The sequence below is a fragment of the Dactylosporangium salmoneum genome, from assembly GCF_039532525.1.
GTDB lineage: Bacteria > Actinomycetota > Actinomycetes > Mycobacteriales > Micromonosporaceae > Dactylosporangium > Dactylosporangium salmoneum.
Genome location: NZ_BAAARV010000029.1, coordinates 29,417 through 55,609 on the forward strand (window position 1 = coordinate 29,417; position 26,193 = coordinate 55,609).

Here is a 26,193-nt window from a genome sequence, read left to right on the forward strand (position 1 = left end):
GCTGTTGGCCAGCACCCAGGTCGATGAGGTATGCACCCCGGCGCGGCACTTCCGCCCAACACACCAGGGCCGGAACTGTTTGGCTGCGCTCGGCGAGCTGTTCGGTGCAGGCGGCCCGGTCTGTTCGCGTGTTGGGTCGGCACGGCGACGTTGTCGGGCAGGGCGGCCAACAGCGAGCGACGTGATGGGTGGCCGTTGACTACGGGCGACAGCGGGACGCCGCGGATGCACCCAACGCGGCGCCTTTCGTGAGATGCGAACACGGCCGGTCGGCGCGGGGGCAACTCGCCTATGACCGCCCACGACCCAAACCTGTCGCCCGTCACCACCAGCCCTGACACGGCGCCCGGCATCGCTGTCACCCGCGACAGGCGTGTCGGCGCTCGCGACAAGGCAGCCATCATTGTCTGGCGCATCGGCGACGACACGAACGCCGCAGTGACGCTGGACGCGGCAAACAGCCCAATGACGTCGCGGCTGGCGCGCCACCTTGTCGCGCTCTACAGCGACATGCACCGCACGGTCGTCGACTTCGACGCTGATGAGCACCTGCGGCACACGGCCGAAGCCACCGGCCGCACCTACCTCGCGTTGGCCGACCCGGCCGAGCTGGTCACCGCGTCCACCCCACCCGGAGCTGCCGCGTTGATGGTGCTGCGCTGGCCCCGCCCGGCCGAGACGACCCCAGCGGAGGAGGCCAACCGGCTGCTCAGCACCTGCCGGCAGCACCTGGCCGACGATGGCAGCACGATCGTCGTCGTCACCGCCGCCACGGCGGCGGCCGCCGGCGCCAGCTACGTCCAGCACAAGCACGACCTGCTGACTGCAGCACAGGCCGCAGGTCTGCGGCACGTGCACGACATCGTCGCGCTGGACGCCGAGGGTGGCCCGGACACCTTCACCTACACCACAGCCCACGACACGGCGGCGCCAAACCGCGACGACACCACCGACACCCCGCGGCAGGCCCCTGGCACCACACTCATGATTTTCGACCGTCCCGACCGGCAACCGTGACACCCCATCGACCAACACGACAGAACTCCGGCGCGGGGCGTCAGACGCAGCGCCGCTGCGCTGTCACCCGCGACACGACGACCGGGCAGCACGACAACTCCCTGTCGCCCGACGACAGCGGCGACGGGTGAACCGGCAGCCAAATGGACCAACATCCAGTCTCAGGGTGTCCACACCTCAGGGGGAAGCCCAGACTGGGCCCGTGCGGTCATGGCTGCGGTGCTGCCGTCGCCGCCGGGGCGGCAACCGGCGGGGGTATCGAGGTCCTCCGTCTCGCGCTCGCCGCCACACACCTCTGCCGATGAGCCAGGTAACGCCGAAGACCAGAGAGGCGACCACGACGCTGCCGATCACGGCACTGAGGATGTACTGCCATCAGCTGCCGTCGCCGTGGTCGGGCAGCAGCGTGCTGCCCGGGAAGTCGGGGTACTTCGCGGGGGAGTGGTGGAGGGATGGGGAATCGCCCCAGAAATCCGGCACACACCACGAAAGTGTGTGCACATACCGATAGCGTGCGCGCCAGCGGTGCTGCAACGATGTTCCGTTGGTGAACTTCCTCCAAGATGTGTGTCGAAAGTTCGAGTTGTACCCGATGCCTACGCCATCACGTTGGTGGGGGAGCGGACGCTGGCGGGCAACGGTTGACTCTCGATGCGCATGGTCTTCGGGACGGCGAGGTGCGCGCCCGATTGCCCGATCACTAACTGCGCACTAGATGTGCACTTGTCCTGCCTAGGGTCCCCATGTCTCATCCGTTCGATGGTTCGCAGGGGGACCACCATGAGCTCTCAGGCTGCCCACGTCGTACTCGTGCACGGAGGATTCGTCGACGGCTCGGGCTGGCAGCAGGTGCATGACCTGCTCATCGCGCAAGGGTTTCCGGTCACCGTGGTGCAGAACCCGACGCTCTCGCTGGCTGACGATGTGGCGGTCACGCGCCGCGCGATCAACGCCGTCGACGCGCCGGTGGTCCTCGTCGGCCACTCCTACGGCGGTGTAGTCGTGACGGAGGCCGGCGATCACGACCGGGTGGCGGCGCTCGTCTACATTGCGGCGTTCGCGCCGGATCGCGGTGAATCCGTCAACACGCTGATCGCGAACCCGCCGCCGGGCACGCCGGCGCCGCCGATCATGCCGCCGGTCGACGGCTTCCTGTTCCTCGACAAGCAGAAGTTCGCGAGTGCCTTCGCGGCCGATTTGCCGGAGGGCCTGGCGTTGTTCATGGCCAACTCGCAGGTTCCGTGGGGTGTCGACGCGCTCGGTGGTGCCGTCAGCCGACCGGCCTGGCGCGACAAGCCCTCGTGGTACCTGGTCGCGACCGAGGATCACATGATCCCGCCGCCGGCCCAGCGAGCAATGGCCGACCGCGCGGGAGCGACGGTCAAGGAGGTCGCAGCCAGCCATTCGCTGTACCTGTCGCAGGCGCGCGCGACGGCAGATCTCATTGCGGAGGCCGCACGTTCGATCAAGTGAACGCACGTGCCGAGGGTTCGGTGGACAGGGTTCGTCCGTCCTCCCGGCCCCCGACCCATCGCGGATGTCGTCACGCAGGTCGCGCGCACGCGTGTGGCAGCCGAGCGGCGAGTTGTCTGTCGGGCCAGTTCCTTTGCCCCCCAATTCCGTGAGGAGCTCCATGAGTAGAAATGTTTCCCGCCGCCAGGTACTGGCCGCCGGAACGGCGCTGGCCGGGTCGGCGGCATTGATGGCCAGCCCACTGGGAACGGCCGCAGCGGCCGCAGCCCCGACGGCTACCAGTAAGGAGAACCCGAAGGTGAAACCGACAATCGTCCTGGTGCACGGCGGATACGCCGATTCGTCGTGCTGGAACGCGACCATCCAGGAGTTGCAACAGAAGGGATACACCACGATCGCGGGGTCGAACCCGCTGCGGGGTATCCCCACGGACGCCCCCTACATCGGGAGTCTGCTGGACTCCATCAGCGGGCCGGTCGTGCTGGTCGCGCACTCCATGGGTGGAACCGTCATCACCAATGCCGCCGCCGGAAAGGCCAACGTCAAGGCGCTGGTCTACATCGCAGCGTTCGTGCCCGATGTGGGCGAGACGCAGGGGGAGCTCATCAACAAGTTCCCAGGCAGCCAGGTCTTGCCCGTGAGCGTGCCGGTCCCCTACACGAAGGCCGACGGCACCACCGGAACCGACCTGTACCTGAGCAAGGACGGCCAGGCCGCCTTCGCCGCCGACGTGCCCACCGCGACGTTCCGGCTCCTGCAGGCCACTCAGCGGCCGTTCGATGCGGACTCCTTCACCTATCCGACGCAGGCCGCCGCGTGGCGGACGATCCCGTCGTGGGGGCTGGTCGCCGGCCGGGACAAGGCGATCCCGCCGGACTGTGAGCGCTGGATGTACCGCCGTGCGAACTTCCGCAAGGTCGTCGAAGTGCCGACTTCGTCGCACGTCGCGATGATCAGCAACCCGAAGATCACCGCCGATCTCATCGAGGACGCCGCCAAGGCGACCTGCTGACGCTCGCAACAGTGCCCCGGTCCGCCGCCACGGACCGGGGCACGCTTCGCGTCGTCGCCAGGCGAGAGCGTCCGACTCGTCCGACCGCAGCATCGAGGCTGTCGAGCAGGACAATTGATAGTCTTGGCCGCACCCCGGCAGCCGGCCGGACGGTGCGTCAGAGGTGCAGAGCGTTTGGACGAGATTGCGCAGGAAGAGCACGAGACCGACGGAATAGTCCGTTTCGGTCTTTTCGGCTATGTCCGTCTAGTCCGCGACGGGGTTGCCGTTGAGATCACTCAACCCAAGCAGCGCGGAATCCTGTCGATGCTGCTCGCTGCACCGAGCGAGCTGGTCACGCTCTCGGAATTGATCGACACGCTCTGGCCGGGCGAGCCGGCGGCGTCGGTGGTCAATCAGGTGCACAGGCATATCGGCGCCCTTCGGCGGCTCTGTGAACCAGATCTGCCGCCGCGGCACAAGGGCCGCTACATCGCCTCCGCGGGCCGCGGATACCGTCTGATGCTCGACGCGGAGAACTCCGACGTGCTGCGATTCCGCGCGCTCGCCGAACGAGCGGGGCGTCTGGTCGAGAGTGGCCATCGGCGCGATGCGCTCCGCCTCTACCTTGCGGCACTGGACATCGCGAGCGCTCCTGCGGGCGACGATCGGCTACGCGCTCTCCCCGTGTTCGTCGGCCTGGAGGATGAACGCATTCGGGCCGTCGTCGCTGCGGCCACGCTCTGCGAGACCGCTGATGACCACGCGGCGGTGCTGCCGGTTCTTCGTGCCGTTGGCAGTCGGCATCTGCTCGACGAGTCTCTTCGCGCGCACGAGATTGCCGCGCTGCATCGGACAGGTCGCCTCGCCGAGGCGCTGGCGGTCTACCGAACTGTCCGCGAGGCGCTCCGCGACGAGCTCGGAACGTCACCTGGTGCGGCACTCGAAACGGCCCACGCGCTGGCGCTGCGCGACGGAGCTTCAGAGGAACGGTCCACCCTCAGCCCCACGGACACCGTTCCGGCGCAGTTGCCCAGCCCTCTACCCACCTTCACCGGCCGCCGAGCGGAACTCGCCGCCCTTGCGTCCGATCGGGTCGCGTCCGGGCGCCTACTCATCACCGGGATGGCCGGCGTCGGCAAAACCTCGCTCGCGCTTCGGCACGCGGCCGACGTCGCCGACCACTTCCCAGATGGCCAGCTGTACGTCAACCTTCGAGGGTTCGACGCGGCCGCCCGCCCGACCGATCCGCTCGATGCCCTTCAGGACCTCTTACACGGCCTCGGCGTGGTGGCCCAGGCGATGCCCGACTCGCTCGGGGCCCGATCGGGATTGCTGCGCAGCCGCCTGGCCGGCCGGCGGGTACTCCTGGTACTCGACAACGCGCGCGACTACCACCAGGTTGAGCCCCTCCTGCCCGGCGCGGGTGACAACCTGACGATCATCACCAGCCGCAATGCCCTGACCGGCCTGGTGGCGTTCAATCAGGTCGAGCCGATCGTGCTCGAGCCATTCGACGACGAGGAAGCCGTCGAGTTCTTCGTTCAGCGGCTCCCCCGATACCAGGTCCGGGATCACCGCGAAGCGCTCGTACGACTCGGGCGAGCCTGCGGCGGTCTACCCCTCGCGCTCGCGGTTATGGCTGCGCGAGCCCAGGTCAATCCGCACTTTCCGCTTGATCTGTTCGTCTCCGAGTTCGCCGTGGGGGGACCTGTACTGCCCGTGCTGAACGCCGGAAGCGCGGAGGTGGACCTCAGCAACGTCATTTCCTGGTCACGGCAGGGCCTGACCGACGACGCCGCAAGGGTGTTCGCCGTCCTCAGCGCACACCCCGGCCCGGAAATCTCGGCCGCTGCCGCGGTCAGCATGTCCGGGCTGGGTGGCCGCCGAACGCGCGAGGTGCTGGACGAGCTTGCTCGCGCCAACGTGCTGCGTCCGACGAAACCCGAACGGTACGCATTCCATGATCTCGTTCGCGAGTACGCGACCGAACTGCTCGGCGACGGCTTCGCCGACGCCTCTCGCCGCCTCGTCAATCACTACGTCCATTCGGCCGGCCGTGCGATCGCCAGCTTCGGGCAGACCCCGACAGCCAGGGCCGCCGATGTGCTGAACGGCGTGGTCGCCGAGGAGTTCATGGCAAGCACTGGCGCCACGGCGTGGTACGCGGAGCACCGGCACGTCCTGCACGCCGTCTTCCGCCGGGCACTCGACCTGGGCGACCACCGGTCGGCGCTCCTGCTGATGCTCGACTGGCGGCCGATGAGCCAGGCGATTGATGCCCGGCGCGACATGCTGCCCTTCGCCGAGCTCGCGATCGGAGCGGCTGAACAGGTCGACGATCTCGCAGTACGAGCCGAGGTCTACCGAGATGCGGCCTCCAACTTCGCCCGCACCGATCAGCACGGCCGCGCCCGGACGTACTTCGAGAAAGCGGTCGCCGCGTACCGCCAGTCCGGCGACGCTCTCGGCCTGGCCGCTGTCTATCGCAGCATGGGTGTCACCCTGCCGATGGATTCCGCCGAGCGGATCGCGATGCTCCAACAGTCGGTTGCGGTCGTCCGTGAACTCGATGACCAGCCGACTCTGGCCATGTCGTACCATTCTCTGGGACTCGGATACCTCTGGGCCGGGCGCTGCGAGGATGCGCTAGCGGCGTTCGATGAAGCTCGGCAGCTTGCCGGCCCGGCGGGAAACCTCCTCTCGCTCGAACCGCACATACTTTCGGGGCGTTCACGGGCATTGGCGCGGGCGGGTCGCTTCGAAGAGGCGGCCGATGACGCGGAGCGGGCATTGAAGATATTTCGCCGCGACGGTGCCGCCCATGCTGAGCTACGGTTGCTCCACTCGCATGGTGCGGTCCTCGCTCAGCTGGGCCGATCGAACGAAGCCGCCGAGGCGTGGCGTCGATATCTGACCCTTGCGACCGGACCCGAACACATCCGCGAAACCAACGCGCTCGATGATGACACTGACGGCGCTACGACCATCGCACGAGTCAGGGCACAGCTTGCGACCTTGAGTGCACATTCTCGCTGAATGGGTCGAGATCTGGTTCCTGTCTCGCTTGCACGGCCGGGTTGGCGTGTACCGAATTCCGACTCGGGCGTGGTTGCGGTTCGCTGCCGCGAGGTTGCTGAGATACGAGATCACGGCGGGTCTCCGCTTGGCCGTTGAGATTCATTGAGTGGCATGCCCGAGCTCGGCCCGCCGCCGCAGCGCATCACCGTCGACGCGGACCAGGTGCGCCGGTTGGTCGCCGAGCAGTTCCCGCAGTGGGCCGACCTGCCGGTCACGCCCGTGGCGGACGGCGGCTGGGACAACTGGACGTTCCACCTCGGCGCCGATATGTCGGTGCGCCTGCCCAGCGCCGCCGAGTACGCGCTGGCGGTCGACAAGGAGCAGCGCTGGCTGCCGGTGCTCGCCGCGCGGCTCCCGCTGCCCGTCTCCGTGCCGCTGGGCCGGGGCGAGCCGGGCGCGGGCTACCCCTACCCCTGGTCGGTCTACCGGTGGCTGGACGGCGAGCCGGCGAGCGCCGACCGCATCGCCGATCCCGTCCGGTTCGCGCTCGACCTGGCCGCCTTCCTGGCGGCCCTGCAGACCGTCGACCCCGCCGACGGTCCCGGCCCAGGGGTGCACAACTGGTTCCGGGGCGGCACCCTGCGCACCTACGGCGGCGAGGCGCGGCGCGGGCTCGCGGCGCTGGACGGCCATATCGACGTCACGCTGGCCCGGAAGGCCTGGGACGACGCCCTCGCGGCGCGGCAGGACGGCGGGCGGCGCTGGTTCCATGGCGACGTGGCTCCGGGCAACCTGCTGCTCCGCGACGGGGAGTTGGCGGCCGTCATCGACTTCGGCACGTGCGGCGTCGGCGACCCGTCCTGCGACCTGGCCGTCGCCTGGACGTTGCTGACCCCCGAGGGCCGGGCGGCCTTCCGGGATCGGCTGGCCGTCGACGACGCGACGTGGGCGCGGGGCCGCGGCTGGGCGCTGTGGAAGACCCTCGTCCTCTGCGCCGGCAGCCTGGGCGACACCGGCGCGGCGGCGGGCCCGCGGCGGGTCCTCGACGAGATTCTCGCCGACTACCTGTCGGGCGGCCGATCCACCACCTCCCGGTTCGGCGTCGGCGCCTAAGCGGATGCCGGCACCTATGTCCGAGGCCACTATTCTCGATCAGCATATGAAAAGTAAGCAATCAATGAAGTGATCTCAGCAAGGAATGGGGGTGATCTGGTTCAGGACGGCGAATGTGTCTGTACCGGACGTGGGTGCGGGCCTGGCGCCGCACCGATCTCAGGCACTCGTCGACGAAGGCTTCGGTCGACCGCACCGGCACGATCACGCTGAACCGGGTCACGGGGAGACCGGCTCGCGCAAGGCTTCCGCCAGAAGCTCGTAGGTCTCCTGCACCGCACCCGCCGTGCTCGGCACCACCACCGCCCCAGGACGCAGGCGTACGACCTCCGTCAGGTTGTCGTACATGGTTCCGAGCACGACTGGTCCGCCGCCCAGCTCGACGAGCCGGTGGTGGTGGCGAATCCACGGGTCGTCGCTGCCCTGGGCGCGGCGGTTGAACCGCTCGATCGCCGCTTCCCGGTCGTCGAGCAGGACGACTTCGCGGAAGCCCGCCCCGTGCTCGCGCGCGAGCTTCTCTAACGTCGCGATCTCGTCGACCCTAGCGTGGTACTGGGGTAGGACGACATCGCGCCCGCCGTCCAGGTGGGTCGCCGCCATCGCCCGGACCAGGGACCACACGACCGGCCACGTGTCGGTCTCCTCGTCCTGCCACCCGCCGACCAGGTGGTGCAGGGTGTCAACGTCGAGGTTCAGGGTGCCGGGGTTCCGGTCGGCGTAGAGCGCCGACAGGGTGGACTTGCCGATGCCCGGCGGGCCGTTCAGATGGACGAGTCGCGCCATTCCGTCACCGTATCGAACGGAGTCGCCGACGTTCGCGTGATTGTGGTCCAGGACGGTTCGGTTAGGGCTCGCGTGCATTTGATGTGATCTCACCGGCGAAGGGCGCGTGAACCGGGCCTGTGGTGACACGGGCATACCGTCCATATAGGACGGTGGTGAGTTGGGGTGGAGTCCCCGGTAGATGAGTTCTCACCACAAGACACCATCTGCCCCGAGGACTCCACGTGATTGCCTATCGTGCCATGCTCGACATCCCGCGTGAACTGGTCGCCTATGTGGCGCGGCTGCTTGCCGATCAGCGACGTGCCCGCGGCACGCGTCGGGGCAGCCGGGCGTTGACCTGCTGGCGCCAGGCGTTGTTCGCCCTCGCATGGTTCCGCAAGCGGGAGGACATCACCGTGCTGGGCGCCGGATTCGGGATCAGCCGCGCCACCGCGTACCGCTACCACGACGAGTCTGTGCGTGTGCTTGCCGCGTAGGCACCAGACCTGACCGAGGCGCTGCAGCGGGTCCAGGCCGACGGCTGGGCATTCGTCATCCTGGACGGCAAGGTCGTGGACACCGACCGCCTGGCCGAGACGAAAATCAGCAAGAAAGGCAAGGTCATCGACGCCTGGTACGCCGGCAAGACCCACGACTTCGGCGGCAACGTCCAAGCGGTGATGCGCCCGGACGGGCTGCCGATCTGGGTCTCGCAGGTCGAGCCCGGCTCGGCACACGACCTGACAGTGGCCCGACAGCACGCCCTCGGCGCCCTGTACGCCGCGGCTGCGCGGGGGCTGCCGACCCTGGCCGACCCAGGCTACGACGGCGCCGGCATCGGCGTGCACACCCCGGTCAAACAGCCCGCCGACGGCCGCGCGCTGGACGTGGACACCCGCACCTACAACATGCTGCTGCGATCCCTGCGCTGCCTCGGCGAACGCGGCCTCGCCCTGCTCACCCAACGCTGGCGTGCCCTACAACACGTCACCGCCAGCCCATCCAGAATCGGCGATTTCGTCAATGCAGCGCTCGTACTGACCCACTTCGAACACCGCTACCTAGGCGGATTCAACCGGTCGTCGCAACACCTTGATTTCGGAGGTGTGCGATGGGCGGGAACACGAAGCTGGAGCGGGTGCCGGAGGGGGTGCGGAGGCAGTGGGCGGCGGACCGGGCGCTGCGGCCGCCGATGCGGTCGCCGGGTCGGCCTGAGCCCTCGCGCGCTGTGCAGCGGGAGTTCTGGCGGCTGATCGCGACGGGGATCACGACGGTCGAGGCCGCGCTTGCCGTGGGCGTGTCGTGGCCGGTGGGGGCGCGGTGGTTTCGCCACGCTGGCGGCATGCCGCCGATCAGCCTGGACGAGCCTTCGGGCCGCTATCTGTCATTCGCCGAACGTGAGGAGATCGCGCTGCTGCGGGCGCAGGGCAAGGGCGTGCGGGAGATCGGCCGCAGGATCGGACGCGATGCGGGGACGATCTCGCGTGAGTTGCGGCGTAACGCGGCGACACGGGCCGGCAAGCAGGAGTATCGGGCCACGGTGGCGCAGTGGAAGGCGCAGCAGGCGGCCAAGCGCCCGAAGACCGCCAAGCTGGCATCCAATCCGCGGCTGCGCGAGTATGTGCAGGACCGACTGTCCGGGGCGGTGCGCCGGCCCGGCGGCGAGCTCGTGGCTGGGCCGACAGCTCGGGCCTGGAAGGGACGCAACAAGCCCCGCCGGGAGGACCGTCGTTGGGCCACCGCCTGGAGTCCGGAACAGATCAGCAACCGGTTGAAGCTGGACTTCCCGGATGATGAGTCCATGCGCATCTCACATGAGGCGATCTACCAATCGCTGTTCATCCAGGGACGGGGCGCGCTCAAGCGTGAACTGGTCGCGTGTCTGCGCACCGGCCGGGCACTGCGGGTGCCGCGCGCCCGGGCCCGGCAACGCCGCGACGGCATGGTCACTCCCGAAGTGATGATCAGCCAACGGCCGGCCGAGGTCGAGGACCGGGCCGTGCCCGGGCACTGGGAAGGTGACCTGATCATCGGGCTGGACAGGTCCGCGATCGGGACCCTCGTGGAACGGACCACCCGCTTCACCATGCTGCTGCACCTGCCCCGCATGGACGGTTGGGGCGTCGAAGCGCGGTCGAAGAACGGCCCGGCCCTGGCCGGACACGGCGCCGAAGCCGTCCGCGAAGCGATCGCCGCGACGATCACCGCCCTGCCCGAGCAGTTGCGCCGCACGCTGACCTGGGATCGCGGCAAAGAACTCGCCCAGCACGCGAAGCTGACGATCGACACCGGCGTGCAGGTCTACTTCGCCGACCCGCACAGTCCGTGGCAGCGCGGCACGAACGAGAACACCAACGGGCTGCTCCGGCAGTACTTTCCCAAGGGCACAGACCTAGCCCGCTGGAACACCGGTGAACTCGAGGCGGTCGCCGCAACCTTGAACAGCCGGCCACGCAAGGCACTCGGGTGGAGGACGCCTGGCGAAGCCATCAACGACCTGTTATCGTCCACTCAGGACAGTGGTGTTGCAACGATCGGTTGAAACCGGTCTATTTCGTTGAGATCACCTCAATAAACGCATGGACAAATTGACTTTGTCAGCGATTGCCGACCGTCCGCTCATGGGTGGCGAGGCGCAGCGGATCTTTCTCGAGCTGCGCGCGACCACACCGCCGCCTACGACCTGATTCAGGACGTCCTGCCGCTCATCTATGCGCTGCACGTCGGGCGCATGGCCGGCGCGCTGGTCGCGCGGTCGTGTGGATGGCCGCTGGTGCCCGCAGTGGCCCGTGATGTGTCCATGAGAGAACAACGCTCGTGAGTTCGGCGACGCCGAAATTTATCAGGCCGGGAACTGCGCGGGGAGGGGCCGTGCATGTCGCTCGACCCCTCCCCGCCTTCAAACGGCGTAGTCGTCGACCTACTCGGTGGGGATGATGCCGAGCTGCTGGAGGACCTTCACGCCGTCGTCGAGTCCGACCTCTTCGACGATGAGTCCGTCGACGACCTTGAGGACGGTCGTTCCGGTGAAGCGGAGCGTCTTGCCGGAGGCCGCCGGCACCGAGCCGATGGGCAGGTCGTCGAAGACGATCGGCCCGGTGTGGGTGCCGCCGCCTTCCCACTGGCCGACCACGTAGTCGCCCTCGGCGATCAGGTCGGCGGTGCCCCAGAAGTTGAGGTCCGGGTACGCGGTGCGGAAGTTGGTGGCGAACGCCCGCACTTCGTCGCGGCCGCGCATGGGCTTGTGCAGCGAGTACTCGAACCGGATGTCGGGGTGCGCGAGCTCGTCGATGACCGCAGGGTTCCAGGGGTTGCCCCAGAACTCGGTGAACCATCGTCCGACGATGGCCTTGTTCTCTTCCAGCGACATGATGTCGTCCCATTTCTCCTGTGGGTTTCGCCGGCCGGTTGCTGGCCGCCGATACTGGGAAGACGTGTCAGGCGGGTGTTTCGTGAGACCGGCCGCCGGGATTTCTCTCCTCAGATCGCAGCCCGAGTGGCAGATGGAAAAGACTCGGAACGGATGTCGCCCGGCGTCTACCGGGCGGTGTAGCCGGCTTGCTTCGCGGCGAGCGGTGCATGGCGCTTGGGCGCGGTCGCCAGGCCGCGCTGACGTTGGCTGGGCTCGATGCAGGTGAGTGCGTCGAAGCCGTGATTGCCGTCGTTCTTGACGATCGAGAGGCCGACGCATTGTTCGCCATTCCAGGCGATGTGCGCGAGCTTACTGGGTTCGAGATCGATACCGATGAGTCGGCGAGGTCCTCGATCGCATCACTCAGGAGGTCGGCTATCGCGGGTGCGAGGCTGTGCGCGTCCAGCCCATCGGGAAGCTCGTTCAGAAGTGGGAGCGTGATGCCTGCGCCTGCCAGGTCCGGTTCGCGCTTGGGCTCGTATCGCGTGAGGTCGTGCAGGATCGGGCTTCTCGTGTCCGACCCGGGCCCGCACAGTTTGGACACCCGCGGTCGCCGGGCGCGATACGACCGCGGGTGCCGTCGAAGCAGTGCCCCGACATTCTGCAGACGCAGCGAGGGCCGGGTTCGTGAGATCAGTGGTAGGCGGCTTCGGTCCATAGTTGGGGGAGCGCATACGAGCGGTAGGGTGCCCAGGCGCTCGCTCGGCGTCCGGCTTCCTTGGCGTCCAGGTCGACGCACACGCCGCCGGCGTCGAAGGTGATCGTGACGACGGTCGGCCCGCCCGTGCTCGGCAGGACTCTGGTGCGCGTTGACGCTTCGCGGTCGGTGTTCTCCGCCCCGGGAACGGCATGCGCTGCGAGTATCGCGAGCGCAGCATCGTGATGGAACGGCCCGGAGGCGTCGAGACGGATCGTGGTCATTCGGGCCAGATGCCGGAGGTGCCGCGTCGGTGCGAGCCGATCAGGTGCGTGTCGACGATGCCGATTGCCTCCATGAGCGCGAACATTGTCGTCGGGCCGACGAACGCGAATCCGCGCTTGCGGAGCTCTTTCGAGAGGGCGACGGATTCGGGCGAGGTGGTGGGGATGTCGGCGAAGGTTCGCGGCCGGGGGGTCGTTGCCGGCTTGGACGACCAGATGAGCGCGGAAAGTCCGATGTCGTCGCGAAGCTTCTGCGTCGCCTGGGCGTTTCGGATCGCGGCCTCGATCTTCTGCCGGTTTCGGACGATCCCGGTGTTGGCGAGGAGGCGTTCGACATCGCGCTCGGTGTAGGCGGCGACCGCGTCGGGATCGAAATCGTCGAACGCGGCGCGGAATGCGGGGCGTTTGCGGAGGATCGTGGCCCAGGACAGGCCCGCTTGGAACCCTTCGAGCGTGACCCGCTCGTAGACGCCGCGTTCGTCGGTGACGGGCATGCCCCATTCGGTGTCGTAGTAGTCGCGCAGCATCGGATCGACCGATGCCCATGCGGGTCGGGCCAGGCCGTCTTCGCCGATCACGACGCCGGGGTCTTCGGGTGCCTCGTTCATTGCTGTGTTGCTGCTCCGTCAGTCGGTGAGTCCGGTGGTGCGCATGGTGATATTGATCCGGCCGGTATCCAGGCCGCATCCGTCGGGGGCGGTGAAGGGATGCACGCGCGTGACGCCGTGGTAGGCGAGCCTGGACGCTCCGCCGAAGATGAACAGGTCCCCGGAGCGGAGGCGGAGGTCGGTGTAGGGCTTGCCGCGGTTCTCCGTGTTGCCGAAGCGGAATGTACAGGCGTCACCGACCGACAGCGACACAACCGGGGCGGGGGAGCGCTCGTCCTTGTCCTGGTGCATGCCCAGACGTGCGGAATCGTCGTAGTAGTTCACGAGTGCCGTGTCCGGCGCGTAGGCGTTCACCTCGGCTTCGGGGTAGCCGGCGTCGCGAAGCGCGCGCCGACCGAGCCGCACCATCCAGTCCGGAAACGGGAGCACCCGGGCACCGTTGACGTCGGTCGCTTCTCGCGTGTACTTGTACGGCTGCCAGTGCCAGCCCAGGCACACGGTGCGCACGGACATCTCGTAGCCGCGGACCGTTGCGGCCCGAATGGGAACGGGCCCTTGCGTCCAACGGTGAAACTGGCGCACGATCCACTCCTGCTGCTCCATGTTGAGCCAACTCGGGATGAGGATCGCACCGGGGCCGGGTTCGCTGCGTTCTCCCGGGTCGAGGTCCGCAGTGAAGAGCGTCATCGTCAAGTCCTTACCTGGGGTGCTGTGACGACCTCGTTCTCGATCTGCCAGGTGTCGCCTGATTCGGTGACGCCGGTGATGCCATTGAGGTTGACGAGGCCGACCAGATCGAGTGCCGCCCGCCCGGACAGCGCCGCCGTCAGGACGGTTCGAGCCGGTCGCCAACTGGTCGACCAAAGGAGCCTGCGGGTCATCTGCGCCCATCCGACCGGGGAACCGGTCATGATCCAAAGATCTGGATCAGCCGCGGCGAAACGGGTGGCCTGCCGCAACCACGACGCGGCGGTCTCCGGCCAGGTGAGGGTCGAGACGATCTCGCCGCCGAGCGCTTCCCACCGTGTCGCGACAGCGCGTACCGCCGTGAGGTCGTCGTCCGCCCGGCCCGATCCGATGGCTAACCGTGTTGCGCCGCGAGCCCGGGCGAGCGCCGTGATCGCCTCGACCTCCGCCTCCGTCGCCGCCGAAGCATGTGGCGGGCGGATTCCCTGCGAACTGCGAAGGAGCGGGCTCACCAGGGCGTCCATGGTTCCCCTTTCTCCCGTGCGACCTTCCACGCCTGGTGGCGGTCTTCGCAGCATGTCCCGCACGGCCGGTAGCCGGCGGCGATCGCGGTCGCCTCGTCCGCGAAGAAGACGCGGTGCGTCACGTAGCCACCTCGCATGATCGCTCGGCGCGCGGTGGGGCAGTCGAACCGGCCGTAGATCTTGCTGCCGCGGTGGCCGCCCCACTCGCCCTTGACGGGCGACGAGTGGGGGCGACCGTCCGCGCCGATGAGCGTGTAGGTCTTCGTGGTGCTCATGCCGCGTCGTGGAAGACAAGGGCGAGCGTGTGCCGCTCGCCGGAGCGGATCGCGGAGACCCCGTGCCGCACCGGCGCCGCCGACCAGCCGCGGGCGGAGCGGACGGGGCGGTCGCGAGTGGTGAAGACATACCCGTGACCGTGCGGCAGGAGTACGGCGGTCCCGCGGGACTGCGCCCGCGGCCGCTGCTCGACCAGCAGGAACTCGCCGCCCGTATGATCAACTCCGGGCTCGTTGAGATTGATCACGACCTGGAGGGGGAAGACGAGGTCACCGTAGAGGTCGCGGTGCAGCGCGTTCCAGTCCTGCTCGCCGTAGCGGAGCAGAATCGCCGACGACCTGGTCTGCCCAGCATCGTGGCACATCTGCAGCCACTCATCGAGGGTGTCAGGCCAAGGGGCGGGCCGGCCGAGCCTGGTCCACCAGTCACGGGCGATCGGCAGCAACCTCGGGTAGAGAGCCTGCTTCAGCGCCTCAATCGGCTCGGGGTACGGTGCCGCGAAGTATCGGTACTGCCCTTCGCCGAAGCGATGCCGGCCCATGTTGATCGTGCTGCGGAACAGCTCATCGCTGTCGTACAGTTCGCGGATCCCTTTCGCCTCCTCGGGCGCGAGGAGCTGCGGGAGCAGGGCGCCGCCGTACTCGTCAACCTCGGCCGCAACGGCGGCCCAGTCCGCGGATTCGACGCGCTTCCGCCAGGGGTTCGCGGGGGTCTCCGTCTTTGTGGTCATGCCGCGGCCTCCAGTTCGAGCAGGACGGTCTTGGCATCGAGCCCGCCGACGTACCCGCCGAGGGTGCCGTCGGTGCGCAGCACCCGGTGGCAGGGAACGACGACGGGCAGCGGGTTGGTCGCGCACGCGGTGCCGACGGCGCGCACCGCCTTGGGGTTGCCGACGAGCTCGGCGACCTCCCGGTAGCTGCGGGTCTGGCCGTATCCGATGTCCGGGAGGTGCCGCTGGACGAGCTGCCGGAAGCCGCGCGAGAGGGACAGATCGAGCGCCAGGTCGAAAACCCTCCGGCGCCGGTCGAAGTACTCATCGAGCTCGCGCGCCGCGTCGTCGAGTCGCTTCGGTGCGCGCAGAATGCGGAGGCTGACCTTCTCGGCCAGGTTCTCCAGCACCCGGTCGTGGTCCTCGCGGGCGTAGGCGACGCGGATCAGGCCCTTCGGGGTCGCCGCGAGCAGCAACTTCCCGACCGGGCTGTCAACGGTCGTGTACGCGACGTCGACGAGACCTTCGGCCTGCGCCGCGTGCTCGAGCCGGGCGTGCAGCCTTGCCAGGGTCTCGGGGTCGATGGGCGCCGACAGGGCGGTGAGGGCGGCATCGTCGCGGATGTCGCTCATTGGACTGCTCCTTTCGTGTTTGCGCCCGGATAGTGCTTCCTGAGGGTTTTGAGTCCGTCGGCGGCGGCTCTTCGTGCCGCGTCGACGGTTCCGCCGAGGATCGCCGCGATCTCCGCATGCGACATGCCGGCGAGGTATCGAAAGGTGACCGCCTGCCGTTGCTTGCCGGGAAGATGGCCGACCAACTCCCAGAGATCGGCGTCGTCGGTGCCCGGGATGCCGATCGAGGTCGGCGCTTCCGGCAGTGTCTCCACCGGCAGCGGGTCACGCTTCGCGGCACGGTGGACGTCGATCGCCTTGCGGCGGGCGATGGTGACGAGCCAGGCCTCGACGTTCGCGGTCTCCGGAAGGTCCGGGTAGGCGCGCAACGCGGCAAGGAAGGTCTCCGACCAGGCATCGTCCGCATCTTGCACTCCGAGGAGCGCCCGGCAGACGCGCAGCACGGTGACGCTGTGCTGCGCGACCACTGACTCGAACGGCTGTTTCATGTTCATCCCATTGAAGACGGTGCAGGGAAGTCTTTCGTGAGACTCGCTAGAACAAGCGTCCAGCGCGCACCTGGGCGGGCTCCTCGAGCTCCAGAAGCGCCCGCTTCCGCTCGAGCCCGCCGGCGTAGCCGGTGAGGTTCCCATTCGCGCCGACGACGCGGTGACACGGCACGAAGATGCACAACGGGTTCGCGCCGACCGCCTGGCCGACGCGGTAGGCCAGGGACTTGTCGCCGAGCCGTTCCGCGATCTGCCCGTAGGTGGCGGTCTCACCGGACGGGATTTCGGCAACGATGCTCCACACGGCGCGCTGGAATGCATCACCCGCAGCGTCGAACGGAAGGTCGAACGCACGTCGACCGCTGGCCAGGTAGTCGATCAGCTGCTCAGCTGCCTCGGCAAGCAGCGCATCCTCGGCCGTCGTCACTTCCTGCCCGAACGATTCCTGCGCGGGCCGGCGGATGTGACGGCGGAAGTACAGGCCGATGATCGCGTCACCGCTCGCGACGAGCGTGACCGATCCGAGAGACGTTTCCACCAGTATGTGTCGCGTGCTCATCGCGGCTCCTTTCCCTCTGCACTCTGCAGACGTCAGAGCGGAGCCAAACGTGAGACGGCAGTTTCAGATCACCCAACGCTCAATGCCGCCTACGGTGCGATAAAGTAGTATTCGGTCGGTTTCAGGATCTATGTCCGATTCCACGGGAGCACAGGTCACGCCGGCTTGGCACGTGGTTCTGGGCACGCGCAGGCTGTTCTACGCGAAGCTGCTCCACGCGCAGCGGCGGTTCGCCGATGCGGCACGACACGCCGCCTGCCCCGGTTGCGCCGATAGCAGATACCGCAGCCGCAGCTCCTCGGCCGGGCGAAGCGCGCTGTCGTCGGCACGACCGAGCGCGGCAGCGCGATCCCGCCAAGAGGCACCGTCGGTGACGGCACAGGTGCAGTCAGTGCGCTCGACCCAGCGGCATATGCGCGCACAGTCGATCTTGGTACTGCGCTCGCGGCGGCGCGACGCATGGAAAGATCGCTGGCGTCGTGTTTCGAGAGGAGCGCTGATGGGGTTCATCGGCATCGTGGTACGCCGTGGACTATCAAGCCGACGTGAACGCTGCGCTCCAGCGGTTGCCTCGAGGTCTACGAACGGGGTGACTACTATCGGCAGTCCCGCGACCCCGACCTGGAGCTGACGGAAGAGGAGTTCCGGGCGAGTCTCGCGCCGCAGGACCGCGACCCGGATTGCTACGACACCATCGTTGAGGATTGGTTGGAGCGCAGGTCCAGCCCGACCCTCTGCCGGTCAGCCCGAAACGAGACAGGTCGATCCGGGGAGCAATCCGACAGCGGTGTCCGAGCCGGGTCCGGCTGGGACCCGTTGCAGGTAGCCGACGACGCACGTCTGCTCGATCCGGACGGCGTAGATGAGGGCACCGGCCGGTGCCGGGTCCTGACCTGATGCGATACGCACGGTCGCGTCTGCGAAACCGTGCTGCTGCAGAGCAGTGCGGGCAGTGTAGGAGTCTTTCGTGGTCGGGGCGTGCGACGCCTGGCTTCGTTGGTGAGAACCGGGCCCAGATGTGTGTGACTTTCGGGCCCGGCTGGGTGACTTTTTCCGTGATCGTTGTCGGTGAGTTTGGGACCCACCTTGGTCGGCCTCGAACGAGATCAAAATGGCGGGTCGGAGCCTGCGGGGACGTCTGGGTAGGTCGGCTGCAGGAACGTCGGGATGTCGGTGCTGGTGGGATGTGTCCAGGCTCCGATCGGTCGGCGGTCTGTCCGGGTGCAGCGTTCGACGGCGTTGGCCAGGCCGGGGATCTCGATGTCGCTGATCACGAAGGTGGTGCCGTTGTTGTCCTGCTGGACCACGAGGTATGGGTGCGTGTCCGGTGGTGCAATGACGGCGCCGACAGACGGGAGGTGGCGCATGTCGCCGTCCCAGCGGACGGAGTTCGCGGCGTCGGCCAGGGCGAGGATCGCCTGCAGCGCCCAGTGGGTGTGCGGGATGGGGTCGGCGTTGATCCAGTCAGGTAGCGGTGTGAGCGCGGTGAAGTCGTCGACGGGTTGGGCGAGGGCGTAGACGACCATGACGCCGGTGGGCAGCTGGTTCATTGGCCTGTGCTGGCGAGTTGGTTGCGGGTTTGGGCCAGCCGGTAGGAGTCTGTGCCGGTCTCGATGATGTTGCCGCCGAAGGTGAGCCGGTCGACGATCGCGGCGCAGAGCCGCGGGTCGGTGAAGGTCTTGGTCCAGCCGGAGAACGCCTCGTTGGACGCGATCGCGACGGAGGCCTTCTCCTCGCGTTCGGTGAGGACCTGGAAGAGCAGCTCAGCGCCGCGTTTGTCGAGTTCCATGTAGCCAAGTTCGTCGATGCGAAGGAGGTCGACGCGGCCGTAGCGGGCGATCGTCTTGGCGAGCATCTTGTCGTCGGCGGCCTCGACGAGCTCGTTGACGAGTTTGGTCGCCAGGACGTAGCGGACCCGGTAGCCGGCCATCGCGGCTTCGGTGCCCAATGCGATGAGCAGGTGGCTTTTGCCGGTGCCGGAGTCACCGATCAGGCAGAGCGGCATGCCCTTCTTGACCCAGTCGCAGGTGGCGAGGGTGTGGATCACGGCGGGGTCGACGTTGCCGTTGGCGTCGAAGTCGAACGCGCGCAGGCTCTTGTCGCGTGGGAACGCGGCGGCTTTGATCCGGCGTTCGGAGCGGCGTCGGGCCCGGTCGTCGCACTCGGCCATGAGCAGCTCGGCGAGGAACCCGCGGTAGGTCATCTGGCTGCGGGCGGCAGCCTCGGCGAGCTCTGGGAACTGGCTGCGGATGGTCGGCAGGCGCAGCAACCTGCAGGCGGAGTCGATCGCCGCGTCGGCGGCCTGCTCGGTGAGTCCTCGGTGGCGAGTCATGGCCTGATCCCTTCTGCGGTGCGGCGATGGAGGCGGAGCAGCTGGTCGTAGGCGGTGACCGTCGGCAGCGGCCGGGTGTCGGCCGGCAGTTGGGCGAGCCGGCGTTGGGTGAGGGAGACGACGTTGCTGCCGATCGGCTGAGCCGGTCGATCGGTAGCAGCTGGGTGGTCGTCGGTCTCGGCGAACTTGCGGGCCTGCAACGCGACCGCGTCGGCAGTCAGCGCACCGGCGCGCAGCGCTTCGGCCAGGCCGGCGACGACGTGCTCGTGGGGCATATGCCGGTGCAGCAGCAGGACCTCGATCAGGGCGCGGGTGCCGGCGGCGTCGCCGTGGGCTTTGCGGACGGCTGCCCACCACGCGTCGTGGACCGGGGTGAACTTGCCCGCGGCGCGGGCCTGCTCCAGCGCGGTCGATCCGGGCAGCGCGCCAGGTTTGCGGAGCAGGCCTTCCAGATAGTGGTCGAGGTCGAGCCGGCTGCCACTCTTGGCCATCAACCGCTCGTGTCGGGCGACCTCGACACGCCCGTCATAGACGACCAGATGCGAGGCGTGCAGATGGACCCGGACCTGCCGGCCGACCAGACGCACCGGCACCGAATACCGGTTCGTGCGGACGGTGACCTAGCTGTAGCGGTCGACGCGCGGGCCGAGCCAGGTCCCGGTCTCGAACGCCTCCTCCGGCAGCGCCGCGAGCAGCGGCTGCTCGATCGCGAACAACTCCCCGACGGTGTGGGTTCGGGTGCCGATGCGTCGGGCGTCGTCGGCAGCGTCCCACGCGTCGACCATGGCGTTGAGCTGGTCCAGTGACTCGACCTCGGGGACGTTCTCTGAACTGAGCGGAAACCAGCTTCGCTTCCGTCCCGAGCTGTTCGGAGGCTACCTGCGGTTCCGTTGATCATCTACGATCCGGCCATGTCGCTCGCCTGGAGAGTCACCGGCACCGCCGTGGCCTTGACAGGACTCGTTGCAGTCGGGGTGTACAAGTTCGTGCTGCTGGCGATGTTCTGGCGGATCGAGCCGGCGTCGACCGGCACATGGGTGAACATCGGAACGGTTGGGGTCGCCATGCTCGGCCCGCTGCTGGTGTACCTGTGGCTGACGCGTCGGCTGCTGCGTCCACCGGCGACGTTCCGCCGCGCCCGCGACGAGGCCGCGTTCGTCGTGTCTGGTTCGCCGGCGCAGCCCGGGTTCCTGGCGATCACGCTGATGGTGCAGGCCGCGAACACGTTGCCGATGGAGCGGGTGCCGGGCACGGACCGGATCGGGCTGCCTGTGGACCCGGGCCTGCAGGCACTGATGGCGGTTCCCGCGCTGATGGTGCTGGCCGCATTCGCGCTGCTCTGGCTGCCGGGTCCCGAGCTGCGGCTGACCCCGGCCGGGATCACCGTGCGCAACGCCTTCCGCCCTCACGACATCCGGTGGGACGACCTGATGTCCGGCGGCCCGCACCCGGGTCGGTGGACAATCCGGCTGTTGCACCGCGGCCCGGACGGCAAGACGGGCTCGAGCCGCATTACGGTGTTCCGGCTGCACATCAACGCCGTCTTCCTGGCCACCGTCCTGCGCCACTACGCCGAGCGCCCGGAGCACCGCGCCGAAATCGGTACCCAGGCCGAACGTGACCGCCTCGAGACCGGCTTCCGGCAGTGGAAGGCGCAGCCGGTCGCCCGTCGTGGCACCGCGGTCCAACCGCCAGTCATCCGCGCGTGACCTCTGCCTCGCGGTTCACCGCCACCTGCGTCGCCGTCGCCGCGTTCGGCTACAGCGTGCTGCACAACTTCGTCCTCCAACCACTGACCTGGCGGATCCACCCGGACGTTCTCGGTGCGTGCGCCGGGCTCGTGGTCTTCGCATCGATCGTTGCGGTGCCGGTTGTCGCGTATCTGTGGCTGACCCGGCGGCTACGCCCCAGGCCGGCCACGTTCACACTGTCCACCGTTCCGCAGCGGCCAGCCTTCGTGGTGCCGGAGTCGCCGGCGTATCGCGGTGTCTGGGCCATCGCGCTCATGGTGATGGCAGGCAATCTGATCCCGGCGGAGCGGGTACCCAACAGCGATCACGTGCGACTGTCGACGCTGTCAGGTTTCGTTCCCGTGCTTGTGCTGTCGGCCGTCCTGCTGGCCGTTGCCGCGCTGGCGTTCCTGTGGCTGCCCACCGTGTCGATACTGCTCACACCAACTGGTGTCACGGTCAGGTATCTCGTCGGTGCCCGAAACATCTGTTGGCAGGACCTCTTCCCGGGCGGCCCGCCGTCGACCGCCCGCTGGACTATGCCGCTGCGCTATCACAACCCCATTGGGCGAGCCAAGGACCTCGACGTCCTGCTGCTCCTGTTCCACGTCGACCGCGAGTTCCTCGCCACTGCCATTCGGCACTACGCCGAGCGTCCGGAACACCGTCCCGACATCGGAACTTCTACTGAACTCGAACGCCTCCGGATCGGCTTCCAGCGGTGGCGGCACCCGGCACGAGCAGCTCAAACTTGATCTGGGCTGATCATGCGTTCGCGGAGCGCGATCTGGAACCTGCCATTCGCTCATTGCCGCGCCGGCGTCAGGGCTCGATCCTCCGCGAGCCCCGGCACTCAAAGGGTCGTCTATGTGCTTCTCTGAACTTGAAATGATCATGAAGGTTTCGGTGGCTCAGTGGAGGCGGCGACGGTGCGTGCCGCGAGTCTCTGGAAGGTGGGCATGCCGAGCTCGACGGCTGTGGTTCGCCGCTGGGCGGTGGTGGCGGTCTGGGTGAGCTTTTCCTTGGCAGCGGCGAGGCTGACGCGGAGTCCTTCGGCTTCGCCGATCCAGCCTTCGCGTTCTGCTTCGGTGATGCGGGCGGTGAGGTTGTCGCGGATGTCGATCAGTCGTTGCCGTTGGCTGGGATCGACGCGCAGGAGCGGACAGCGGACGCAGCTGTGTTCGTGGATGCAGCTGGTGCCGTAGGCGCGGCCGCAGTCGCCGAGTGCGAGTCGTCGGCGTTCGAAGTGTCCGAGAAACTCGTCCCATTCCTCGTCGCCGGGTTGTCGGTATTCCTCGCTGGGACGCAGTCCTCGGCGGCGGGCGATGAAGGCTCGGTGTCCGTTGATGGCCTCTTCGGGGTAGACGGCCTTGTAACCCATGGTGGTGTTGATGTCCTTGTGTCCCAGCAGGAGCTGGGCGATGTGGGGTGGCATCCCGTTCATGATGGCGTCGGTGGTGAAGATCCGGCGGAAGTCGTGTGGGGCGAAGTCCAGCGGCGTGCCGGTGGCGTCGGTCAGGCCGGTGCGGGCGAGAGCTTCACCGATCAGGATGCGGATGCCGGAGATCGGTATCGGCCTTGCCTCCAGGCCAACGGTGCGCTGGAACAACAGGGGCATCGGCGGGTTCCAGACCTTCTCATGGTGGTCGTATGCGACCACGAGGGGGACGCTGCCGTCGGCGGTGCGGATGCGGCAGACGACCGCGGAGAGCGTGTCGGCCAGCTCGGGCGAGATGACCAGGAGGCGTTCCTCGTCAGTCTTGGACGGTGGGACCTGCAGCAGCGGAATCAGCTCGCCGGCGGGCGCCCGGTATTGCACCAGGCTGTGGTGTGACAGTTCGGTGAGTTCCTCGATCCGGATGCCGGTCATCCGCAGCACCTCGACTGAGGCCCAGGCCCAGAACGCGCTGTCCTCCTCGCGGATGAGGTCACGACGCCGGCCGGTGGCCGGGTCTTCAGCCCAGATGCGGGGCGACGGGCGGACGAGCCGGGCCAGCCGCAACGTGACGCCATCGCCGGTGAGGCGCGGACCGCCCGGGCCGCGGCCAGACGGGCCGCGGCGGTCCGCGTCGGTCGCGGTCTGCCGCTCCACGGTGGTTTCGACGACTTCCCCGTCGGCGCCGCGGGAGCGGACTACGCGCGTGCGGATCCGTTGCTTCCAACCGGCGGCGGTCTCGGGGTTCAGCCGCAGCGAGTCGATGCCCGGGTGATGACGTTCCAGGTCCTTCCAGAACCAGAGCACCAGCGTGGTGGCCAGCGACGTGAGCGTGCCGTAGTCGACTGCCGGCTGACGCTCCCGCAGGTAGTCGACCAGCAGGTCCCGGACTGTGGGCGATCACCTAATTCCCCAGGGGTTTTGATCAGGTAATTCCCCAGGGTGTGGTCCTGTGGGTTCTTTCTACTCGGTGTCCTTCTGGGGAGCGCGAGCGGCCCCTCGAGGTCGCTTGTTCGGCCGGTAGCTGGGTCCGTTCATGAAGACCTGGTGGCTGTTGTTGATGAGCCGGTCGAGGAGGGACTCGGCGACGACGGGGTTGGGGAACAGCGGATACCAGTCCTGCGGTGCGCGGTTGGCGGTGATGATGAGGCTGCGGCCGGCGTGGGCGCGTTCGGAGACCAGTTCGTGGAGGTCGTCGGCTTGTTGCGGGGTGAGTTCGCGCATGGCGAAGTCGTCGAGGATGAGCACGGCTGGTCGGACGAGTTCGCCGAGGCGGCGGGTGAAGGTCCGGTCGGCGTGGCCGCCGGCGAGGTCGGCCAGGGCGCGGCTGGTTTTGGTGAAGCGGACCTCGGCGTGTTGGCGGATGGCGAGGAGTCCGAGGGCTTGGGCGATGTGGCTTTTGCCGACGCCGACGGGTCCGTAGAGGATGACGGATTCGCCGGCGTGCAGCCAGCGCAGCGCGGCGAGGTCGCGGATCTGCGCGGCGGGGAGTTTGGTGCTGGCGCCGAAGTTGAATTCCTCCAGTGTGGACAGTTGCTCGAACCGGGCGCGGCGGACGCGGCGGCCCATGGCGGTGTTCTCCCGGCGGGTGATCTCGTCGTGGCAGAGCATCTGCAGGAACTCGAGGTGACCGAGTTCGCCGTTGCGGGCCTGGGCGAGGCGGGCGTCGAGGGTGTCGAGCATCCCGGACAGTTTCAGGCTGCGCAGGCAGCTGTTCAGTGTGGTGTCCACGATCGTCATCGGATGGTCTCCTAGTCTGCTGCGGCGTTCGGGTCAGCCGGCGTGATGGTCGCTCGCGCCGGCCGTGGGGAGCTCGAGCGGCGCGGTCGTGGTGGCCTGGTCCCCGGCGGCCGGGGCGGTCGTGGTCGGCATGGGGATGACGTTCGCGAACAGCTGCGAAGGGCCGTGCAGGAACGCTGCGGCGCCGGCGTCGCCGGTCCGTGACGCCCCGTCGGTCGCGGCGGGTTCGATGTCGGTGCCGGCGGCGAGGATGCCTTTGATGGTGCGGTAGGACGGGTCACCGACCGCGAGGGCTTTGGCGCAGGCGGCCTCGACCCGGGCGGCGGGATACTTGCCGGTGAGGCCGCAGATGCCCTGCGCCGCGCGGAGCCTGAACAGCACCCCGACGGCGAGGAGCCCGGCGATGACCTCCGTGGCGGCGGGGCCGATCGCGGCGGCCTGTTCCCGGCACCAGGTCGGGGTCCGCATCCGGAACGCGATCTTCTCCGGTGGGTAGTGACTGAAGTCCGTCTGCTTCCCGCGGGGTTTGCGGCCGTGGGTGGCGATCAGCTGGCCGTTGTGGAAGAACTGCACGACCATCGGGGTCGAGCGGGCGTCGACGCGTTGGCCGATGAACCGCCACGGGATCGAATACAGCGTCTGGCCGACCTTGGCATGGATGTCCGGGCCGACCTTCGCCGTCGACCAGGCAGCGATGACGAACGGCTTGCGCGGCAACGGTTGCAGCGCCGGTGCCTCCACCGCGGTGAACACCTCGAGGGGCCGGGCACCGCCCAGCGGCCGGCACGATCGGGCGCCGGCGACGTCGGTGCACCAGCGCAGTGCCTGGGCGCGCATCTGCTGCAGCGAGGTGAAGTCCCGGCCGCGCCAGAAACTGTCCCGGACATAGGGGACCTGCCGTTCGACGTGGGGCTTGTCCTTGGGTTTGGCGCGGCGGGCCGGGTCGATCAGCACCCCGTAGTGCGCGGCCATCTCCGCATACGACCTGTTGAGTTTCGGGTCGTAAAGATCGGCCTGTTCGACGCCGGTGCGCAGGTTGTCCGGCACCAGGCGGCGCGGGACACCGCCGAAGAACGCGAACGCGTCCACGTTCGCCTGCGTCCACGCGGTCTGATCCATCACGAACGTCGGCTGCAGGAACACGTGCCGGGAACACGGCAACACCATGACGAACGCCCACACCTTGCGCCGCCGACCACCGGCCGGGTCGACCCAGGTCCCGAGCAGCCCGTAATCGATCTGGGCTTCCTCACCCGGCGGGATGCCGTCGCGCAGCACCGTCACCGCCGCCCGGCGGGTCTCCTCCGGCAGCGTCGCGCGGACGCACCGCCGAAACGACGCCACCGACGCCTCCAGGCCGTGCTCGTCGCGCAGCCGCTGCCACACCGTCGACTGGTGCACCCCAGCAGCCAGCTGCGTCTTCACATACTCGGCGTGCCGGTCGATCTCCGGCCAGGGGTGACCTGCCGCAACCGCGTGTTCGACAACTGCGGGAACCACACCTCGACATGCGCCGCCCACTGCGCCGCCGTCACCGGCTTCCCGCCCGGGCGCAGCCCCGCCTCAAGCGCGGGAGCCAGATACTTGCGGATCGTCTTGCGGTCCACGCCCAGGCTGACCGACATCTCATTGATCGACCGACCCGCATACCAGTGGATCAAGATCTCCGTAATGTCCACCACGGTGAAACTTCTCCTCGCCATCGGCTCCCTCGCCCTCAGACGAGGGAGAACCTTCCATGATCGCGAGGACCACACCCG

27 protein-coding genes and 2 pseudogenes are annotated in these 26,193 nt (G+C 68.2%); 9 read left to right on the forward strand and 20 right to left on the reverse strand.

The features are described from left to right. Positions 1-291 precede the first annotated feature (291 nt). The 5 genes from ABD352_RS19675 (at position 292) to ABD352_RS19695 (ending at position 7,615) form a co-directional block, all read left to right on the forward strand. On the forward strand, positions 292-1,017 hold the full coding sequence (locus ABD352_RS19675; protein ID WP_344613875.1) for a hypothetical protein: 726 nt from the start codon (positions 292-294) through the stop codon (positions 1,015-1,017). A 780-nt stretch (positions 1,018-1,797) separates the two neighbouring features. Continuing rightward, a complete protein-coding gene (locus ABD352_RS19680) occupies positions 1,798-2,490 on the forward strand; it encodes an alpha/beta fold hydrolase (RefSeq protein WP_344613876.1) in 693 nt (230 codons plus the stop codon). Between the two features lie 148 nt (positions 2,491-2,638). Further along, positions 2,639-3,502 carry an alpha/beta fold hydrolase gene (locus tag ABD352_RS19685; RefSeq protein WP_344613877.1) on the forward strand — a complete coding sequence of 288 codons (864 nt, stop codon included), beginning with the start codon at positions 2,639-2,641 and terminating at the stop codon, positions 3,500-3,502. A gap of 174 nt (positions 3,503-3,676) precedes the next feature. Further along, positions 3,677-6,520, forward strand: coding sequence for an AfsR/SARP family transcriptional regulator (locus tag ABD352_RS19690; RefSeq protein ID WP_344613878.1), 2,844 nt, complete (start codon positions 3,677-3,679; stop codon positions 6,518-6,520). Positions 6,521-6,673: 153 nt separating this feature from the next. Further along, positions 6,674-7,615, forward strand: a complete 942-nt coding sequence (locus ABD352_RS19695) for an aminoglycoside phosphotransferase family protein (protein WP_344613879.1) — start codon at positions 6,674-6,676, stop codon at positions 7,613-7,615. Between the two features lie 219 nt (positions 7,616-7,834). On the opposite strand, the gene ABD352_RS19700 is transcribed toward ABD352_RS19695, so the two are convergent. After that, positions 7,835-8,398 (reverse strand): AAA family ATPase, encoded by a 564-nt coding sequence (locus ABD352_RS19700; protein ID WP_344613880.1) that lies wholly within the window; start codon positions 8,396-8,398, stop codon positions 7,835-7,837. Between the two features lie 224 nt (positions 8,399-8,622). On the opposite strand from ABD352_RS19700, the pseudogene ABD352_RS19705 reads away from it, so the two are divergent. Beyond that, positions 8,623-9,432, forward strand: a pseudogene (locus ABD352_RS19705) (transposase family protein); the annotation flags it as partial. Between the two features lie 140 nt (positions 9,433-9,572). Continuing rightward, the gene (locus ABD352_RS19710; RefSeq protein WP_344613965.1) at positions 9,573-10,922 is read left to right on the forward strand and encodes an IS30 family transposase; all 1,350 of its coding nucleotides are present in this window, start codon (positions 9,573-9,575) and stop codon (positions 10,920-10,922) included. Between the two features lie 378 nt (positions 10,923-11,300). Here the strand turns inward: ABD352_RS19710 and ABD352_RS19715 are convergent, their stop codons facing one another. The 15 genes and pseudogenes from ABD352_RS19715 to ABD352_RS19785 form a co-directional block, all read right to left on the reverse strand. After that, positions 11,301-11,750 carry an ester cyclase gene (locus ABD352_RS19715; protein ID WP_344613881.1) on the reverse strand — a complete coding sequence of 150 codons (450 nt, stop codon included), beginning with the start codon at positions 11,748-11,750 and terminating at the stop codon, positions 11,301-11,303. 675 nt (positions 11,751-12,425) lie between these two features. Next, complete coding sequence (locus ABD352_RS19720; RefSeq protein ID WP_344613882.1) at positions 12,426-12,713, reverse strand: AlkA N-terminal domain-containing protein; 288 nt, start codon at positions 12,711-12,713, stop codon at positions 12,426-12,428. Then, a complete protein-coding gene (locus tag ABD352_RS19725) occupies positions 12,710-13,321 on the reverse strand; it encodes a DNA-3-methyladenine glycosylase I (RefSeq protein WP_344613883.1) in 612 nt (203 codons plus the stop codon). Before ABD352_RS19725 ends, ABD352_RS19720 begins: the two co-directional genes overlap by 4 nt. A gap of 18 nt (positions 13,322-13,339) precedes the next feature. Continuing rightward, positions 13,340-14,008, reverse strand: coding sequence for an alpha-ketoglutarate-dependent dioxygenase AlkB family protein (locus ABD352_RS19730; protein WP_344613884.1), 669 nt, complete (start codon positions 14,006-14,008; stop codon positions 13,340-13,342). Positions 14,009-14,010: 2 nt separating this feature from the next. Beyond that, a complete protein-coding gene (locus ABD352_RS19735; RefSeq protein WP_344613885.1) occupies positions 14,011-14,532 on the reverse strand; it encodes a type 1 periplasmic-binding domain-containing protein in 522 nt (173 codons plus the stop codon). Continuing rightward, complete coding sequence (locus tag ABD352_RS19740) at positions 14,517-14,807, reverse strand: Ada metal-binding domain-containing protein (RefSeq protein WP_344613886.1); 291 nt, start codon at positions 14,805-14,807, stop codon at positions 14,517-14,519. Before ABD352_RS19740 ends, ABD352_RS19735 begins: the two co-directional genes overlap by 16 nt. After that, positions 14,804-15,538, reverse strand: a complete 735-nt coding sequence (locus tag ABD352_RS19745; RefSeq protein ID WP_344613887.1) for a 2OG-Fe(II) oxygenase — start codon at positions 15,536-15,538, stop codon at positions 14,804-14,806. Before ABD352_RS19745 ends, ABD352_RS19740 begins: the two co-directional genes overlap by 4 nt. Continuing rightward, entirely contained in the window at positions 15,535-16,149 is a 615-nt protein-coding gene (locus ABD352_RS19750) for a methylated-DNA--[protein]-cysteine S-methyltransferase (protein WP_344613888.1), read from the reverse strand. Before ABD352_RS19750 ends, ABD352_RS19745 begins: the two co-directional genes overlap by 4 nt. After that, positions 16,146-16,637, reverse strand: coding sequence for an RNA polymerase sigma factor (locus tag ABD352_RS19755; RefSeq protein ID WP_344613889.1), 492 nt, complete (start codon positions 16,635-16,637; stop codon positions 16,146-16,148). Before ABD352_RS19755 ends, ABD352_RS19750 begins: the two co-directional genes overlap by 4 nt. A gap of 46 nt (positions 16,638-16,683) precedes the next feature. After that, positions 16,684-17,196: a methylated-DNA--[protein]-cysteine S-methyltransferase gene (locus ABD352_RS19760; RefSeq protein ID WP_344613890.1), complete on the reverse strand. Its 513-nt coding sequence runs from the start codon at positions 17,194-17,196 to the stop codon at positions 16,684-16,686. 198 nt (positions 17,197-17,394) lie between these two features. Further along, positions 17,395-17,706 (reverse strand): hypothetical protein, encoded by a 312-nt coding sequence (locus ABD352_RS19765; RefSeq protein ID WP_344613891.1) that lies wholly within the window; start codon positions 17,704-17,706, stop codon positions 17,395-17,397. A 596-nt stretch (positions 17,707-18,302) separates the two neighbouring features. Continuing rightward, complete coding sequence (locus ABD352_RS19770) at positions 18,303-18,746, reverse strand: hypothetical protein (protein ID WP_344613892.1); 444 nt, start codon at positions 18,744-18,746, stop codon at positions 18,303-18,305. Beyond that, positions 18,743-19,528 carry an IS21-like element helper ATPase IstB gene (gene istB, locus ABD352_RS19775; RefSeq protein ID WP_344613893.1) on the reverse strand — a complete coding sequence of 262 codons (786 nt, stop codon included), beginning with the start codon at positions 19,526-19,528 and terminating at the stop codon, positions 18,743-18,745. Before istB (ABD352_RS19775) ends, ABD352_RS19770 begins: the two co-directional genes overlap by 4 nt. Beyond that, a pseudogene (locus ABD352_RS19780) lies at positions 19,525-20,136 on the reverse strand (Mu transposase domain-containing protein); the annotation flags it as partial. The pseudogene ABD352_RS19780 and the gene istB (ABD352_RS19775), both read right to left, overlap by 4 nt. Positions 20,137-20,148: 12 nt before the next feature. Continuing rightward, positions 20,149-20,313, reverse strand: coding sequence for a hypothetical protein (locus tag ABD352_RS19785; protein WP_344613895.1), 165 nt, complete (start codon positions 20,311-20,313; stop codon positions 20,149-20,151). A 126-nt stretch (positions 20,314-20,439) separates the two neighbouring features. Here ABD352_RS19785 and ABD352_RS19790 point away from each other — a divergent pair, with 126 nt between their 5' ends. Both ABD352_RS19790 and ABD352_RS19795 read left to right on the forward strand, forming a co-directional pair. Then, positions 20,440-21,237 (forward strand): PH domain-containing protein, encoded by a 798-nt coding sequence (locus ABD352_RS19790; protein ID WP_344613896.1) that lies wholly within the window; start codon positions 20,440-20,442, stop codon positions 21,235-21,237. Then, positions 21,234-22,013 (forward strand): hypothetical protein, encoded by a 780-nt coding sequence (locus ABD352_RS19795; protein ID WP_344613897.1) that lies wholly within the window; start codon positions 21,234-21,236, stop codon positions 22,011-22,013. The genes ABD352_RS19790 and ABD352_RS19795 overlap by 4 nt, the downstream gene beginning before the upstream one ends. A 137-nt stretch (positions 22,014-22,150) precedes the next feature. Here the strand turns inward: ABD352_RS19795 and ABD352_RS19800 are convergent, their stop codons facing one another. From ABD352_RS19800 to ABD352_RS19815, 4 genes are all read right to left on the reverse strand, one after another. Then, positions 22,151-23,500, reverse strand: a complete 1,350-nt coding sequence (locus ABD352_RS19800; protein ID WP_344613898.1) for a tyrosine-type recombinase/integrase — start codon at positions 23,498-23,500, stop codon at positions 22,151-22,153. Between the two features lie 156 nt (positions 23,501-23,656). Beyond that, positions 23,657-24,433 carry an IS21-like element helper ATPase IstB gene (gene istB / locus ABD352_RS19805; RefSeq protein ID WP_344613899.1) on the reverse strand — a complete coding sequence of 259 codons (777 nt, stop codon included), beginning with the start codon at positions 24,431-24,433 and terminating at the stop codon, positions 23,657-23,659. Positions 24,434-24,466: 33 nt separating this feature from the next. Next, on the reverse strand, positions 24,467-25,858 hold the full coding sequence (istA, locus tag ABD352_RS19810) for an IS21 family transposase (protein WP_344613900.1): 1,392 nt from the start codon (positions 25,856-25,858) through the stop codon (positions 24,467-24,469). Next, entirely contained in the window at positions 25,855-26,115 is a 261-nt protein-coding gene (locus ABD352_RS19815; RefSeq protein WP_344613901.1) for a hypothetical protein, read from the reverse strand. The genes istA and ABD352_RS19815 overlap by 4 nt, the downstream gene beginning before the upstream one ends. Positions 26,116-26,193: the final 78 nt, after the last annotated feature.

Excerpts from the sequence above, each read along its gene's own strand:
- ABD352_RS19675 (WP_344613875.1), top strand. The coding sequence starts at position 292 with ATGACCGCCCACGACCCAAACCTGTCGCCCGTCACCACCAGCCCTGAC.
- ABD352_RS19680 (WP_344613876.1), top strand. The coding sequence starts at position 1,798 with ATGAGCTCTCAGGCTGCCCACGTCGTACTCGTGCACGGAGGATTCGTC.
- ABD352_RS19695 (WP_344613879.1), top strand. The coding sequence starts at position 6,674 with ATGCCCGAGCTCGGCCCGCCGCCGCAGCGCATCACCGTCGACGCGGAC.
- ABD352_RS19700 (WP_344613880.1), bottom strand. The coding sequence starts at position 8,398 with ATGGCGCGACTCGTCCATCTGAACGGCCCGCCGGGCATCGGCAAGTCC.
- ABD352_RS19710 (WP_344613965.1), top strand. The coding sequence starts at position 9,573 with ATGCGGTCGCCGGGTCGGCCTGAGCCCTCGCGCGCTGTGCAGCGGGAG.
- ABD352_RS19715 (WP_344613881.1), bottom strand. The coding sequence starts at position 11,750 with ATGTCGCTGGAAGAGAACAAGGCCATCGTCGGACGATGGTTCACCGAG.
- ABD352_RS19720 (WP_344613882.1), bottom strand. The coding sequence starts at position 12,713 with ATGACCACGATCCGTCTCGACGCCTCCGGGCCGTTCCATCACGATGCT.
- ABD352_RS19725 (WP_344613883.1), bottom strand. The coding sequence starts at position 13,321 with ATGAACGAGGCACCCGAAGACCCCGGCGTCGTGATCGGCGAAGACGGC.
- ABD352_RS19730 (WP_344613884.1), bottom strand. The coding sequence starts at position 14,008 with ATGACGCTCTTCACTGCGGACCTCGACCCGGGAGAACGCAGCGAACCC.
- ABD352_RS19735 (WP_344613885.1), bottom strand. The coding sequence starts at position 14,532 with ATGGACGCCCTGGTGAGCCCGCTCCTTCGCAGTTCGCAGGGAATCCGC.
- ABD352_RS19740 (WP_344613886.1), bottom strand. The coding sequence starts at position 14,807 with ATGAGCACCACGAAGACCTACACGCTCATCGGCGCGGACGGTCGCCCC.
- ABD352_RS19745 (WP_344613887.1), bottom strand. The coding sequence starts at position 15,538 with ATGACCACAAAGACGGAGACCCCCGCGAACCCCTGGCGGAAGCGCGTC.
- ABD352_RS19750 (WP_344613888.1), bottom strand. The coding sequence starts at position 16,149 with ATGAGCGACATCCGCGACGATGCCGCCCTCACCGCCCTGTCGGCGCCC.
- ABD352_RS19755 (WP_344613889.1), bottom strand. The coding sequence starts at position 16,637 with ATGAAACAGCCGTTCGAGTCAGTGGTCGCGCAGCACAGCGTCACCGTG.
- ABD352_RS19760 (WP_344613890.1), bottom strand. The coding sequence starts at position 17,196 with ATGAGCACGCGACACATACTGGTGGAAACGTCTCTCGGATCGGTCACG.
- ABD352_RS19765 (WP_344613891.1), bottom strand. The coding sequence starts at position 17,706 with ATGAACCCCATCAGCGCTCCTCTCGAAACACGACGCCAGCGATCTTTC.
- ABD352_RS19770 (WP_344613892.1), bottom strand. The coding sequence starts at position 18,746 with ATGAACCAGCTGCCCACCGGCGTCATGGTCGTCTACGCCCTCGCCCAA.
- istB (WP_344613893.1), bottom strand. The coding sequence starts at position 19,528 with ATGACTCGCCACCGAGGACTCACCGAGCAGGCCGCCGACGCGGCGATC.
- ABD352_RS19785 (WP_344613895.1), bottom strand. The coding sequence starts at position 20,313 with ATGGTCGACGCGTGGGACGCTGCCGACGACGCCCGACGCATCGGCACC.
- ABD352_RS19790 (WP_344613896.1), top strand. The coding sequence starts at position 20,440 with ATGTCGCTCGCCTGGAGAGTCACCGGCACCGCCGTGGCCTTGACAGGA.
- istB (WP_344613899.1), bottom strand. The coding sequence starts at position 24,433 with ATGACGATCGTGGACACCACACTGAACAGCTGCCTGCGCAGCCTGAAA.